The organism is [Clostridium] polysaccharolyticum, from assembly GCF_900111595.1.
In the GTDB taxonomy this organism is placed as follows: Bacteria; Bacillota; Clostridia; order Lachnospirales; family Lachnospiraceae; genus Clostridium_AI; species Clostridium_AI polysaccharolyticum.
In genome coordinates this window covers 84,268-98,547 of sequence record NZ_FOHN01000002.1, presented here as the reverse complement: position 1 = coordinate 98,547, position 14,280 = coordinate 84,268, and the positions used below count along the sequence as shown (strand labels likewise).

General features: G+C 35.9%; 12 protein-coding genes and 1 riboswitch. Of the genes, 10 read left to right on the top strand and 2 right to left on the bottom strand.

Annotated elements, in window-relative coordinates; translation table 11 throughout:
* The first annotated feature begins 534 nt into the window (after positions 1-534).
* Positions 535-630, top strand: a riboswitch (TPP riboswitch).
* 269 nt (positions 631-899) lie between these two features.
* From thiE to BMY85_RS01720, 8 genes are all read left to right on the top strand, one after another.
* Positions 900-1,544 (top strand): thiamine phosphate synthase, encoded by a 645-nt coding sequence (thiE, locus tag BMY85_RS01755; RefSeq protein ID WP_278280369.1) that lies wholly within the window; start codon positions 900-902, stop codon positions 1,542-1,544.
* 51 nt (positions 1,545-1,595) lie between these two features.
* Positions 1,596-2,900, top strand: a complete 1,305-nt coding sequence (gene thiC, locus BMY85_RS01750) for a phosphomethylpyrimidine synthase ThiC (RefSeq protein WP_092475563.1) — start codon at positions 1,596-1,598, stop codon at positions 2,898-2,900.
* A 62-nt stretch (positions 2,901-2,962) separates the two neighbouring features.
* Positions 2,963-3,484: a methyltransferase domain-containing protein gene (locus BMY85_RS01745; protein WP_092475560.1), complete on the top strand. Its 522-nt coding sequence runs from the start codon at positions 2,963-2,965 to the stop codon at positions 3,482-3,484.
* A 124-nt stretch (positions 3,485-3,608) separates the two neighbouring features.
* Positions 3,609-4,547, top strand: a complete 939-nt coding sequence (locus BMY85_RS01740) for a S8 family peptidase (RefSeq protein WP_092475557.1) — start codon at positions 3,609-3,611, stop codon at positions 4,545-4,547.
* 223 nt (positions 4,548-4,770) lie between these two features.
* Entirely contained in the window at positions 4,771-5,442 is a 672-nt protein-coding gene (locus tag BMY85_RS01735) for a thioesterase II family protein (RefSeq protein ID WP_092475554.1), read from the top strand.
* Positions 5,443-5,481: 39 nt separating this feature from the next.
* Complete coding sequence (locus tag BMY85_RS01730) at positions 5,482-6,963, top strand: TRM11 family SAM-dependent methyltransferase (protein WP_092475551.1); 1,482 nt, start codon at positions 5,482-5,484, stop codon at positions 6,961-6,963.
* A 38-nt stretch (positions 6,964-7,001) separates the two neighbouring features.
* A complete protein-coding gene (locus BMY85_RS01725; protein WP_092475548.1) occupies positions 7,002-7,607 on the top strand; it encodes a thymidine kinase in 606 nt (201 codons plus the stop codon).
* A gap of 254 nt (positions 7,608-7,861) precedes the next feature.
* Positions 7,862-9,529: a putative bifunctional diguanylate cyclase/phosphodiesterase gene (locus BMY85_RS01720; RefSeq protein ID WP_092475546.1), complete on the top strand. Its 1,668-nt coding sequence runs from the start codon at positions 7,862-7,864 to the stop codon at positions 9,527-9,529.
* A gap of 71 nt (positions 9,530-9,600) precedes the next feature.
* Here the strand turns inward: BMY85_RS01720 and BMY85_RS01715 are convergent, their stop codons facing one another.
* On the bottom strand, positions 9,601-9,951 hold the full coding sequence (locus BMY85_RS01715) for a hypothetical protein (RefSeq protein ID WP_092475543.1): 351 nt from the start codon (positions 9,949-9,951) through the stop codon (positions 9,601-9,603).
* 188 nt (positions 9,952-10,139) lie between these two features.
* A complete protein-coding gene (locus BMY85_RS01710; RefSeq protein WP_092475540.1) occupies positions 10,140-11,057 on the bottom strand; it encodes a DUF445 domain-containing protein in 918 nt (305 codons plus the stop codon).
* Positions 11,058-11,781: 724 nt separating this feature from the next.
* Between BMY85_RS01710 and BMY85_RS01705 the strand changes: the two genes are divergently transcribed.
* Both BMY85_RS01705 and BMY85_RS01700 read left to right on the top strand, forming a co-directional pair.
* Positions 11,782-12,252 carry a glutathione peroxidase gene (locus tag BMY85_RS01705; protein WP_092475537.1) on the top strand — a complete coding sequence of 157 codons (471 nt, stop codon included), beginning with the start codon at positions 11,782-11,784 and terminating at the stop codon, positions 12,250-12,252.
* Between the two features lie 286 nt (positions 12,253-12,538).
* The gene (locus tag BMY85_RS01700; RefSeq protein ID WP_177180577.1) at positions 12,539-14,254 is read left to right on the top strand and encodes a methyl-accepting chemotaxis protein; all 1,716 of its coding nucleotides are present in this window, start codon (positions 12,539-12,541) and stop codon (positions 14,252-14,254) included.
* The last annotated feature ends 26 nt before the right edge of the window (positions 14,255-14,280 follow it).

Here is a 14,280-nt window from a genome sequence, read left to right as displayed (position 1 = left end):
AAATGCTCATAAAATATTTCTGGTAATTATAATTTGACATAGTAAGAATAAAAAAAGGTAATTTATGGTGGAAATATATTAACAAACACCAGAAGCCATACATAGTAAATGAGAGGATTCAGGTTTTGGTGTTACAAAAATGCTTGATCACTATATACGATGGTAATATGAAAATTGTATATGGAAGGAGGAAAATAATTGAATTTGATTCAACATATATTAATTGCATTGATATTTCTTGTTCTTTTGTGTAAAGCAATTTCTTTTAAGGATAAGGAAACAAAGAGTTTTTTGTTTAATAATAGAACGTGGATAGTAGTGTCCATAATGGTTTATATATTGGGCTATTTAACACCTTTAAATTATATATATACGATTATAATAAGTTATTTGTTAAATATACTAGTTATTATAACAGTTTTTTAAAGTGTTTGAGAGTTAAGTATGGTATAAAAATGTACATAACCTTTGAGAATGTTCAAACTATTGACATTTTATTTTGCAATGTTATAATACAAACGTAGTAAAATTAAATAAGTTATGCAGGGGGACTTTATTGTTGAGAAGGTAAAACCTGACCCTTTGAACCTGTCAGTTAATACTGCCGTAGGGAGCAAAATATAGAAACGTAACTCTTGTTTCAATATGCAGTCGTCACCTTAGGGGGGCGATTTTTTTTATTTGATAAGAAAGTCCTCTGCGAGTCCTTCCTTATCAAATAAAAAGTGCCCTGAAAAAGAAGGGCACAGGATGCGCACAGATGGGTAAGGAAGATAGTCGCTAAAAAACAGCGACAGCTAAAAAACAGCGACAGCTAAAAAACAGCGACACCCATCTGGCGTGGCAAAGTTCTTATTGCTGCAAGACGGATTGTAAATACATAAAGGAGAGGATAAAAATTGAAGAACTTTGAGAAAGCAAAAGTGGATTACTCTGTATATCTTTGTACAGATCGAGATTTAATGAGTACCAGTACATTAGAAGAAGCGGTAGAGAAAGCAATTCTAGGTGGTGCAACATTAATTCAGTTAAGAGAAAAAGCTTGTTCTGCCAAGGAATTTTATGAGACAGCTGTTTCCATAAAAAAAATAACAGAAAGATATAATGTTCCATTGATTATTAATGATCGTGTGGATATTGCTTTGGCAGTAGATGCGGAGGGAGTTCATATTGGACAAAGCGACCTTCCTGCGAAAGAAGCAAGGCGGCTCCTAGGCGAAGATAAAATTGTAGGTGTAACAGCTTCTACAAAAGAGCTGGCAGTTAAAGCCTTTCAAGATGGAGCAGATTATCTTGGAGTAGGTGCTATGTTTGCTACCAGTACCAAGAAAGATGCGAAAGTAACAAAAAGAGAAGAATTATTAAAAATTCGTGAAAGCGTGTCAATACCAATAATAGTCATTGGTGGAGTTAATGAAACAAATGTGATGGAATTTAAACATACAGGAATAAATGGAATTGCTGTTGTATCGGCTATTATTGCAAAACCAGATATTGAGAGGGCAGCACGCCAGCTCAAAGATCTGGTAGAAAAGATAAAATAATTAATGTGAATGGTTTGATAAGGAAACCAAGGCAAATTAGGAGGAAATAAAATGAGAGCTTATAAGACACAGATGGAAGCAGCAAAAAAAGGGATTGTAACACCAGAGATGGAAATTGTATCACAAAAAGAAACTATGCCAATGGAAACACTTATTTCCAGAGTAGCTAAAGGGGAAATAGCAATTCCTGCTAATATCAATCATACTTCTTTGTCAGCAGAAGGAATTGGAACAGGGCTACGCACGAAAATAAATGTAAACCTTGGTATTTCTGGAGACTGTAAAAATTATGAACAGGAGATGGAAAAAGTCAAATTATCTATTGATTTTGGATGCGAAGCAATTATGGATTTAAGTAACTATGGAAAAACAAATACCTTCCGTAAAGAATTAATCAAAATATCTCCAGCTATGATTGGTACCGTACCAATGTATGATGCAATTGGGTATCTGGAAAAAGATTTATTAGATATTTCAGCAAAAGATTTTTTAAAAGTAGTGGAAGCTCATGCAAAAGAAGGGGTTGACTTTCAGACGATTCATGCTGGTATAAACCGTCGTACTATTGAAGCATTTAAAAGACAGAAACGATTAACCAATATCGTATCGCGAGGTGGATCTTTGCTGTTTGCATGGATGGAGATGACAGGAAATGAAAACCCATTTTATGAATATTATGATGAGGTGCTTGAAATTTTACGAGAATATGATGTAACTATAAGTATTGGAGATGCATTACGTCCAGGTTCCATTCATGACAGTTCAGATGCAGGACAAATCTGTGAGCTGATTGAAATTGGTGATTTAACAAAACGTGCCTGGGAAAAAGACGTACAGGTTCTTGTGGAAGGACCAGGACACATGGCAATGAATGAAATTGCGGCTAACATGACTATGCAGAAACGCTTATGCCATAATGCTCCATTTTATGTACTGGGACCATTAGTAACAGATATTGCACCTGGATATGATCATATTACTTCTGCCATTGGTGGAGCTATTGCTGCGGCAAATGGAGCTGATTTTTTGTGTTATGTTACTCCAGCAGAACATTTAAGACTGCCTGATGTAAATGATGTAAAAGAAGGTATTGTTGCTTCTAAAATTGCAGCTCATGCAGCAGATATTGCAAAAGGCATTCCAGGGGCAAGAGAAATGGATGACAAGATGAGTGATGCCAGAAGAAGAATAGACTGGGAAGAAATGTTTTCTTATGCAATTGACAGCAAAAAACCAAGAGAATACTTTGAAAGTTTGCCTCCAGCAGATAGACACACTTGTTCTATGTGTGGTAAAATGTGTGCTATGAGGACAACAAACAAGATACTGAATGGAGAAAAGGTAGAAATAAAATAAATACATAAGATGAAATACCAATTCCTTGCTTGCTTGTTGCTTGGGTAAAGGGGACGATACTGATGAAATATGCACTGGAAGAGATACATGTTCAGATTGCCAGGCTGCTTCCTGTGAACGGGCCTATTAAGCTGCTTGATCTGGGATGTTGTACAGAGCTTGAGTATGGAATGTTCATACGCTATAATCCTCAAATTGAAGTAACAGGAATTGAGGAAGAAGAAAAGCTGAAAAAACTGCTGAAGGAGAAGACGGGGAAACGGGTAGAGCATCTTCGTCTCATTTATGGAGATTATTTTAGTGCAGATCTGGGAGTTCGACATTATGATGTAGTGTTATCCGCTATGGAATTGGAAGAACGTAGCAGGAAGAATACATTGACGCTTTACAAGAAAATCCACAAAGCTTTGGATGCAGAAGGGATTTATATTGAACAAGGTGTCATTCAGGATAGGAATAAAATTGTTGGAAGTATTAGTAATGCGTTTTCCAAACAGATTTCGCTGCTTCTGGAATCAGGATTTCGTAGAGTGGAAAAGGCCTGGTATCGGGATAATGCCATAATTATTAAAGCAATTAAATGAAAAGGATTCAAAAAAGGATTATGCCTGGTGTATAATCCTTTTTTGTTCCTTTTCACAAGAAAGATAGGTTTGGCATATGATATTAAATAGGGAGAATCTGTCTGGCAGAGAGTAGGGGAACAGTATGGAACGAGTTTCTGATATTATACATTTAAAAGCAGCACACAGTCAGAATATTCTGGGGCAGGATATTGGTGTAGCCGTTCTTGACACTGGTATTATTCCACATCCAGATTTTGTAAGCGTGAAAAATCGAATTATTGCATTTCAGGATTTTGTTAATGGCAGCAGTAAAATGTATGATGACAATGGTCATGGAACACATGTATCGGGTATTTTGGCAGGGGATGGTTTTGCTTCTAGGGGGATGTATTGCGGAGTGGCTCCCGCCTGTAATATCATTTCAGTAAAGGTACTCAATCAGAAGGGAAATGGAGACATTAATAATGTGGTAGCAGGATTAAGGTGGGTTGTGCAGAATAAAGAGCGTTATAATATCCGTATTGTAAATATTTCAGTTGGGACAACGGCAAAATCTGTTATCAGTGAAGATTCTGAACTGGTAAAAGCAGTGGATATGGTATGGGACAATAACATTGTGGTTGTAGTAGCGGCGGGAAATGGCGGTCCACATCCAAAAACCATTGGGGCTCCTGGCATAAGCAGGAAAGTAATAACAGTAGGTGCTTCTGATGATGATATTGCAGTGGATCTTATGGGAAAGAGCACAAAAGATTATTCGGGAAGAGGACCAACCAGTGCTTGTATAAAAAAACCAGATGTGGTTGCGCCGGGAAGCCGCATTATAAGCTGTAATGCCATGAAACGTCAGAATCCTTTGTTTGGTTTTTCTAAGGGAAATATGAGTTATTATACAGAAAAGAGTGGGACTTCAATGTCTACGCCACTTGTGTCAGGAGCTGCTGCCCTTATGCTTTCAAAGCATCCTGAATATACAACACGAGATGTGAAATTAAAGCTTAGGGAATGCTCGGATGATTTGGGGCAGCCACATGGAAAGCAGGGATGGGGGAGACTGAATATTGAGAGGCTGCTAGGGTAAATAAAATATAGGGGTAAAAAAACGACTATAACATTAATTTTAGGATTTGAAGTTATAGTCGTTTTTTGTGTCCATGTCAGTACTGTCTGGATCAAGTGATGAAGATATTTTTCTTCACTCTGGCAAGTTTATTTGCTTTTTATTCTATGCTTTGATACAATAGAAAAAGTGATTACAAAGGAGAGGATAAAACTCTTTACAGGAATTGGGGAGGAAAGAGTACATGACAAAATTATTTTTATTTCCTTATGCAGGTTCTCTAGGACTTGGTTATAGTCAATGGGTCAAGAAGTTAAAAAACAATTATGACATTGTGCGTATTGTTTACACGGATCTGAAAGAGGATAGAAGAAATTACAGGTGTTCAAGCTGGGACGAACTTGTGGATCTGGTTTATAAAAAAGTAGCCAATTCTATAACAGATGATGATTATATCTTTTTCGGTCACAGTATGGGCAGCCGCATGGAATATGAACTGTACAGCAGACTGTATCAGAATAACTTGCCTTTGCCAAAACGTATTATATTTTCTGGCTGTAGAAAGTTATCAGTCAAGACAAAAGATCCAAGGGAATGTTCAGAACGTGAATTTCGGGAAGAGTATATTTCCTTAGGTGGAATCAGTGAAGAAGTCTTGGCATGTGAAGAACTGGCGGATATGGCATTTGAAGATTTAAAAATGGATGTGGAACTGCTTAGTCAATTCCAATTTGTACCAGTTCCAATGAAATGTCCTGTAACAATATGGAATGGTAACTTAGATAAAATTTCATTAAAGAAAGAATGGGAAGAGTTATTAGGCTGCCAGGTAGAATGGAAATTATATATGGGGAAACACTTTTTTATATATGATCAGGAAGAAGAAATTATTCAGGAACTTATTTCGTATTCTTAGGGAAGAAATGAGATTAGGTAGAAGATATAGGAGAGCAACATGATTCGTGAAACTTTTGATGCAATCGTAAAGGGCGAGAATGTCCGACAGAATTTAAGTATTTTAAAGCAGGAATTGAAAGAGGGAAACAATAAACATGCATTGCTGTTTCATATAGGAAGCCAGTACAATGATATGTTTACCGGTCTTTTGAACCATGAAGATGCCAAGACAAGAAAAAATGCCGCATTGGTAATGGGAGAACTTGGTATACAGGATTTCCTAGAACCATTGTATCAGGCATATCAGTCAGAAACAAAGTTATTCGTGAAAAGTTCTTATCTTGTTGCAATCCAGGAACTTGATTACCGAAGTATCATGCCACAGCTGAAAGAGCGGTTAAAAGAACTGTCTGAGGCAGAATTTTCGGAAGAGAACAGAAAACATATGCGGGAAGAAATGCGTGCAATATTCAATCTAGTGGCAACAATGGAAGGGGTAAAAGGCCATGCTTTTACAGGAGAGCATTTACCAGCAGATATTATTCTGCTGACTAACCGAAATCACATTGGGGTTACAATGGAACAGTTGCCAGAAGGAACGCGTGCAAGAGCATTTAGTGCAGGAATTCAGGCAAAAGCCAGTTCGTTGGAAGAAGTATTGCCAATTCGCACCTATTCCGAACTTTTATTTTTAGTGCCAGGAGTATTAAGCTGTCCAATGGATGTGGAAGGGGCAGCACAAAAAGCAGTTTCTCCTAAGCTTCTTGCGTTCTTAAAAGAAAGACATGATGGAGAGGTACCTTTTTATTTCCGTATTGAATTAAAGAGTAAAATGGAACCAGGGAAAAAAGCTGCATTTGCAAAAAAACTGTCATCTGCCATTGAGCAAAAGTCACAAAGAAAGCTGATTAATACTACATCAAATTATGAAATTGAAATCCGGTTTGTGGAAAATAAGGATGGGAATTTTAATGTATTGTTAAAATTATTTACGTTAAAAGATTCTCGTTTCCAGTATCGAAAAGAGGCAGTTGCAGCCAGCATAAGACCAGTCAATGCTGCATTAACAGTAGCACTTACGAAAAAGTATCAAAAAGAAGGTGCACAGGTACTGGATCCGTTCTGTGGAGTCGGAACTATGTTAAATGAACGACATAAGGTGACAAAAGCAGATACTATGTATGGCATAGATATATTTGGTGATGCGATTAAGAAGGCAAGGAAAAATACTGAAAATGCACGCCAGATTGTCCATTATATTAATCGGGATTTTTTTGATTTCAGACATGATTATCTTTTTGATGAAATCATTACAGATATGCCGTTTGCAATGGGACGCATAAGCAAGGAAGAAATAAAACAGATATATATTCAGTTTTTCCATAAAATAAAACAGCATTTAGCCAAAGATGCGGTTATCATTCTTTATTCCCATGATAAGGGTTTAGTTCGCAAATATGCCCCAGCTAATGGTTTTAAGGTCATTGAAGAGTATGAGATCTCTGTAAAAGAAGGAACTTATGTATATGTGATTAAATAGAGAAAGAACAGAATAGTAACGTGAATAGAGGGGAGATTATGGCAAAATTATATTTTTATTACGGCGCAATGGGAAGTTCTAAGTCAGCAAATGCCATGATGGTACGCTATAACTATTGGGAAAGAGGCCAGAAGGCTCTTTTGGTTAAGTCTGAAGTAGATGTTCGTAATGGTGTGAATACCATTCGTTCCAGAATGGGTATGGAAGAAGAGTGTATCACTTTAAAGGATCTTATTGAAAATTACTCAGAAGAAGAATTAAAACAATATGAGTGTATTATTATAGATGAAGCACAGTTTGCTTCAGAACAGCAGATAGATTATTTGTCTGATGTCGTAGATAATCTGAATATTCCAGTTATGTGTTATGGATTACGATGCGATTTTCAGAATAAATTTTTTGAAGGAAGCAGACGTCTTATGGAACTTGCGGATACAATACAAGAGATAAAAACAGTTTGCTGGTGTGGAAAAAAGGCAATCTGTAATATGCGTTACAACGAACAGGGAGTAGCAGTCAAAGAAGGAGAGCAAATTGTTTTAGGAGCCAATGACAAATATGTCTCTGTCTGCCGAAAGCATTTTAAAGAAGGAAATCTTGGTCCTTTATCCTCTTTGCATAAGCAGGAAACAGAACAGAAATGAATTAGAAACAGGTCGTTTTTTTGAGAAAGCGACCTGTTCGTTTCTGTCTGAAGAATGGACTGGTATGTGAAGTTTTACTAGTAATTCTAGGGGAGTTTTCTTAGGAATCCGTCCTCAAAAAAACATTAAAAAGTATAAAATATATACCAACTAAGTTAAGTAGCGACATGTAGTCAGGTAGACAATGCATATAATATAGAGTAAGCTATATATAGATACATTTAGACAAGAAATGACAAAATGGAGGTGGCTCAGTGAAGGCGCAAGGCATTTTGATGGAAAAAGAAGCGTTAAGCTGTTTCGGAACGGAAAATGTGTTTTCAGAAACTGTAGAAGAGTATATGTTTTATTTAGACTTTCATCATGACACTTATTGCATTTCAGAATCTGCAATGTTCAAATTTGACTTGCCTAAGACAAAGTTTTATTCCGCAGAAGAGTTATTTCAGAATTTTATATATAAAGAAGAACTTCAGTATGTATTAAGATGTATAGAAAAAGTCAGGGATGGTTATGCAAAAAAGGATTTTAACTGTCGCTGTTACAGCAAGCAAGGGGAAATAATGAACATAAACTGCCATCTTGAAAGGATAGTCGATTATCCTGATACATCTGATATTATAGTAGGATGCATACGCCAGATGTCTTTAAAGCAGATTAGGAGTAAAGATATCCTGCTATCCAATACCCAGTTTATTCTGGATTTCTGTTCGGTAACCAATTCGCAGGTTCATACAACAGGCTATGTTATGAAGCTGGGGATAGACAATATAAAGGAAATCAATGAGAAGTACGGGCTGCATATGGCGGAAGATATTATGCAATGTACTTTGGAGTGCATCAGAGGGTTTGTGGATGATAACGTAAGAATTTATAAGACAGGTGCAGACAAACTGGTTCTTTTTGCAATGAATGGTAATAGCTCTAAAAAAGCAGAACAGTTATTTCGCTGTATAAAGGGAGAAGTAAATAAGTATAATGAACGAATGCAGTTTCCAGTGTATTATACCGTTTCTGCTGGAGTAGCAGAATTTGATTCTCGTGTAGACAATTATGTGGAACAGTGCAAGAAAGTAGATTTCGCATTTAATTCAGCTACTAGACGTGGAAAGAACGACATCTGTCTTTTTGAGAAGACTGAGTATGACCGGTACATAATGAAATTAGATATTGAAGAAAAACTAAGGCATGCGGTAAAACATAATTTTAAAGGGTTTGAGGTATTCTACCAGCCAATTGTTGATGTAAATACTAGAAAAGTTACAGGAGCAGAGGCACTTCTTCGCTGGAGCTGTGAAGAATTTGGAAGCCTGCCGCCTTCTGTATTTGTGCCAATGCTAGAGGAAAGCGGATTAATCGTGCCTGTTGGAAGATGGGTTATGAAAACGGCAGTGAAACAATGTAAGGAATGGCAGACGATGATACCAGGATTTCGCATGAATATTAATTTGTCTTACATACAGTTAAAGAACAGTGACATAGCTTTTGATGTAATCCATCAGTTAAGAGAACATGAACTGGATTCAAAGTATGTATTGTTCGAATTAACGGAAAGTGGATTTGTGGAGACAGATTCAACAATTCGCCATATTATTAAAAACTTTCAAAAGCAGAAAATCAAACTGGGACTGGATGATTTTGGAACTGGTTACTCCAATCTGTGTTACCTAAGTGATTTGAAAGTACATGTAATAAAAATTGATAGGACATTTGTGATGAAAGCGATGAAAAGTTCCTATCATTATAAGTTATTAAGGCATATTATTGATATGGCCCATAGCATTCATTTGAAAGTTTGCGTGGAAGGTGTAGAAACGGAAAGAGAACTTCAGACAGTAGAAGAGTTAAAACCAGATTACATACAGGGTTATTATTTTGGAAAGCCGGTACGAAAAGAAAATTTTTACGAAGAAATAATGTGAGAAAGAAGGCATGAGTTCCTTACACTCTCGCTGCTGGTTCATAAAAAGGAGTTGCCTTCTGGCAACTCTTTTTACAGGCCAGAGGTACTGAAATCCATATCCTGCTCATCTAGACCGATTGAGTGAGCATAATTAAGAGCATCTGTCCATGTATCCCGATTGAGGTAATCAAACTGGAATTGCCTGTTTGGGAATAAAACCGTTATCTGGTTATCTTTCCAAAAATAAAGGTACCAGTCTTCGTTTATATGGTGAGCAAGAGTATTAATCTGTTCCTGGGAGACCTTTACTTGATAAAGATGTCTGCGGTCCTGCTGCTTTTTGTGGCCTGTAATATGAACTTTTTCGATTTTTAACGTATTAATCAGACGATTATCATCCAAGGCTTCTTCTATAAGAATTCCGTGATATTCGTACTTCATTTATACCAACTCCTTAGATTTTTCATTTGTTAGAAACATAAATAAAATTTTAATTCGTATATGTTTAAGTAAGCCAAAGCTGAAATAAGACGAATCTTAATTTCAGCTATAACTAGTATCCGTCAAGTCGATCGTTAATTGAATATATTTAGTATAATAAAATATTATAAAAATAGCAATATAAACCATTATTTCAGCAGTAAATTTATAAGCCCTAATACAAAACCGATTAAAGCACCAAGATTGACAATGGCGTTAAGTTCTTTTTTCATGACAGAGAGAATCAGTTCTTCTAGCTCTAGCACATCCATCTGATTTATCTGTTCTTGTGCAATCTGGTCGATTTTAAGAAGAGTAATTATTTTGTCAAGGTTGTTACGGATTAGATATTCGTAAACATGAAGAAGCATGTCTTCAATTGCAAGATCGTGTTTTACAGTAAAGGCTTTTACGTCTGCTAAACTAAGGTTAGCCATTTTGTCATATTCAGCAGTTACATATGGTTTGATTATTTCCTCTCCATGATTTTCCAAGTAGCTGTTTAAGCCCTTGCTAATTTGGCCTTCGATAGAACTTAACAGAGAATCATTAAGCATCATGGCAAGAAAACCGCCTTGAAAATGTTCTTTGATGGAACCGATAATTTCTTTTGCCAAGAGCTCTGCTGCATTAGCCTGCTGTAAAGTGATTACAATATGTTTTGTAAATTCTGTGGTTATATTTTCTCTAAGGGAATCTGTCTTTTCTTGTGAAAGATTCGCAGCAAGAAAATGCTCCAGTGTAGTATCTGAGTTTTGAAAAATTCCAGATATTTTATTACGGAGTGTTTCTTTTACATTGTCAGATAGAAGCATGGTTTCTAAACCATCTTTTGTTACAAGACGGCGGCCGACGATTTCACCGATGGCTTTCGCAAGACGAGGCTTTTCCTTTGGGATAATACCAGGGGTAAAAGGAACTTTAAATTTTCCAATCATAATTGGTTTTAAAGGCCGAAACAGCATTTTTACTGCAATGTAATTGGTGATGTATCCAATAAGGGCACCAATGAGTGGGGTAATGAAAATAGTATATTTCATAGTAACACCATTCTTTCTGTTTTTCATATTTTTTGTATATCTGCTGAACGTCTGTTTTACGAATTTAGTTCTGCAAACAGTTCTATGATACGATCAAAAATGAAAAAAAACAAGAAATTATTATGAAAGAGAATTCTGCTAGTAATGCGTTTTTGGTTATCTTTGTTTGCGAATATAACGATTTGTTTAGATTAGAAATCAGTAGGTTTAGTAATTGAAAATAAATGTTTTGTTTAATGTAGTAAAACTTGACATAAAACGTCTGAATTTCTATAATAGAAACAGGATGCATATTTTCAAATCATTCTGGACAGGGAGAAAAAGGTTTTGGTTATATAGATTTTACTAGGGAAAAAGGAACAAATCAAAAGTAAGAAATCACACACATAAGGAAAGAGGAATAATTTGGTTGCCAAAATTCAGGACGCTGGTTTAAGTGATATGCGTTAAATGTTAAGTAAGAGGGAAAAATAGCGAGATGAACAAAAAAATTTAAGAAAAAGTTTACAAAGATATATTTTAGGCAATTTTTCTAAACAATGTATATTGACTTTTACAAAAAAAGTTTGTATTATTATGCTAGTTTCATTTATAAGATAGAATTTTGTCTATTTATAAAAGTTATGATTATAATGAGGCATATTTTGGAATATGTGTAGTTTTTTACATAACCAAATCGAAAGTAGCTAATTTATTAAGTTCATTTACACATTAAACACATCAGGCAACGAGTTAGAAAGGAAAGGTATTTATGAATTTTTACGATTTTAAGGCGAAGGGAATAAATGGGCAAGAGGTTAAAATGGAAGACTACAAGGGGAAAGCAGTAGTAGTTGTTAATACAGCAAGTGATTGTGATTTCGCATCTCAGTTAAAAGGATTAGAACAGTTATATGCTGAGTGCAAGGATAAGGGACTGGTTATTCTAGGTTTCCCATGTAACCAGTTTGGAAAGAAGGAAGACAGAAGCAATGAGGAAACCAAAGAAGTATATGAAGCACTTGGGATTACTTTCCCGGTATTTGAAGCAGTAGACGTAAATGGAAAAACTGCTCATCCGTTATTTAAGTATTTAAAGAGTCAGGATCCAGAATATTTTGCAGGAGAGATTAAATGGAACTTTACAAAATATTTCTTAGATAAAGAAGGAAAGTTAGTAAAAAAATATGCACCAACTGTTTTACCTGAGAAAATGAAAGCTGAGATTGAAAAATACTTATAAGAATAACTAGCGAAAAGATAATGTCTATTATTATATAAATCGAAAGATGTTACGCAGTATGAGGCACCAGATTGCTGAGAGTGTTTGGTGCCATCATATTTCGTAATTTTTTTGTTTTTTTGGGTACAAACAAATGTTTGTGTGGAAGAACTGTGGTCACTTTAGTGAAATGGATTGTTTATATTTCACAAAAAACATAAAACCTAGAAGGAATATTTACATTTTTACACATTATATGATATGATATTAATATGTACAAATGAAAAGAAAAAGGGGAGGAAAGAGAATGGAACAAGCAAAAAAGAAAGATAGTGATAAAATTGCTTTATTACATACAATCAGGTTCAGGTTTTTGATTTTGGTGCTGGGATGCATATGCATCTCTGCAAGTGTGTGTTACATAGTTATAGTTCCGAAATTTGATAAACAGAACGTACAGTCTATTCAGTATAGCATGGAAGATCTGGCAAGGTCTTATTCCAGCCTTGTAGAGCACAAGCTTGGTGGAATGGGAACCATGGTTGAGACGTCTGCGTTATCTGGAATGTTAAAGGATGTAAAAGTAAATGGAATACAGGGCAGTTATGTTTATCTGGTGAGTTCGAATGGAATTGTGCTGTATCATCCAGATAGTAAGAAAGTTGGAAATCAGGTTGAAAATGAAGTAATTAAGGGAGTAGTCAAAAAGCTTAGTAAAGGCGAAAATGTTGAGAGGGAAGTAGTAGAATACCGTTTTAAAGGGAAGAAAAAATATGCAGGGTATTGTGTAAGTCCACAAACAAAAATGATTACAGTGGTTACTGCAGATAAAGCCCAGGTTATTGCGTCCACAAAAAAACTTAAGTATACAGCAATACGGAGTGAAGCGGCAGTCTGCATTCTGCTTTTAATAGTGGCATATTTGTTTGCAGGCAATATCATTACCGGCATAAAAAAACTGGAAAAGGTTTTTGATAATGCGTCTAAGCTGGATCTGCAGGAGGATGACAATTTATTAAAACTTTGTGTCAGAAAAGATGAAATTGGTTTAATTGCTAAGAAGTATAATATGATGCAGAATAATCTGAAAAGCATAGTGAAAAAAATTAATTCTACATCAGAACAGCTTGTGCAGTGTTCTAATGAGCTGACATCCAATATTTCAGTGGTAAATGAGCATTCACAGGAAAATTCCTCTACGTCACAGGAAATGGCTGCAGGTATGCAGGAGGCAACAGCCAATATAGATATTATTAATGGAGACGTTTTGGGAATTGAAGAAAATACAGACCGTATTAAAGAAAAAACAAGTACAGGAACGGAACTGGCAAGCTTAATTCTGGAGCGGGCTGTAGAATTGGAAGAAGACACTACCAGGGCATCCAAGAAAGCAGAGGAAATGTATGCGAAAGTGAAAGCACGTTCGGAAATTGCCATTGAAAAATCCAAAGCAGTAGAAAAAATAGAAATGCTAAGCAGCACGATTATGGATATTGCAGACCAGACCTCTTTGCTTGCATTGAATGCTTCTATTGAGGCAGCAAGAGCTGGCGAACTAGGAAAAGGATTTGGTGTAGTTGCCAATGAAATCAGTGCATTAGCGAGTCAGTCAGCGAGTACAGTAAGTGGTATCTCAGCTATTGTTGGCGATGTAACAGATGCAGTTGCTAATATTTCGGAGTGTCTGGAAACTACGTTACGTTTCTTTGAAAAGGATATTTCAAGAGATTACGGTAATTTTAAAGAATCCAGTCTCCAGTATAGTGAAGATGCAAAAAAAATCCAGATAAGTATGGATAATATTAATGTAGAAATTAATCAGTTAAGCAGTGTAACAAGGGAAATCGCTTCAGCAGTTTCTGAAATAGCAGGAAATATGAATGAAGCAGCCAACGGAGTAACACACATTGCAGAAAAAACAGGAAATGTGGTTGGACTTGTTTCAGATACTAGCAGGAAAGTGGAAGAAAACGAGATATATGCACAGGATTTGAAACAGATCGTAAGCGAATTCTGCTTATAAGAAGCAAATGGCCAGGTAGAAAAGAA

What these genes read in the sequence shown, in the direction of transcription:
- thiC (WP_092475563.1), top strand. Translation starts at nt 1,596, where the DNA reads ATGAGAGCTTATAAGACACAGATGGAAGCAGCAAAAAAAGGGATTGTA.
- BMY85_RS01745 (WP_092475560.1), top strand. Translation starts at nt 2,963, where the DNA reads ATGAAATATGCACTGGAAGAGATACATGTTCAGATTGCCAGGCTGCTT.
- BMY85_RS01740 (WP_092475557.1), top strand. Translation starts at nt 3,609, where the DNA reads ATGGAACGAGTTTCTGATATTATACATTTAAAAGCAGCACACAGTCAG.
- BMY85_RS01735 (WP_092475554.1), top strand. Translation starts at nt 4,771, where the DNA reads ATGACAAAATTATTTTTATTTCCTTATGCAGGTTCTCTAGGACTTGGT.
- BMY85_RS01730 (WP_092475551.1), top strand. Translation starts at nt 5,482, where the DNA reads ATGATTCGTGAAACTTTTGATGCAATCGTAAAGGGCGAGAATGTCCGA.
- BMY85_RS01725 (WP_092475548.1), top strand. Translation starts at nt 7,002, where the DNA reads ATGGCAAAATTATATTTTTATTACGGCGCAATGGGAAGTTCTAAGTCA.
- BMY85_RS01715 (WP_092475543.1), bottom strand. Translation starts at nt 9,951, where the DNA reads ATGAAGTACGAATATCACGGAATTCTTATAGAAGAAGCCTTGGATGAT.
- BMY85_RS01710 (WP_092475540.1), bottom strand. Translation starts at nt 11,057, where the DNA reads ATGAAAAACAGAAAGAATGGTGTTACTATGAAATATACTATTTTCATT.
- BMY85_RS01705 (WP_092475537.1), top strand. Translation starts at nt 11,782, where the DNA reads ATGAATTTTTACGATTTTAAGGCGAAGGGAATAAATGGGCAAGAGGTT.
- BMY85_RS01700 (WP_177180577.1), top strand. Translation starts at nt 12,539, where the DNA reads ATGGAACAAGCAAAAAAGAAAGATAGTGATAAAATTGCTTTATTACAT.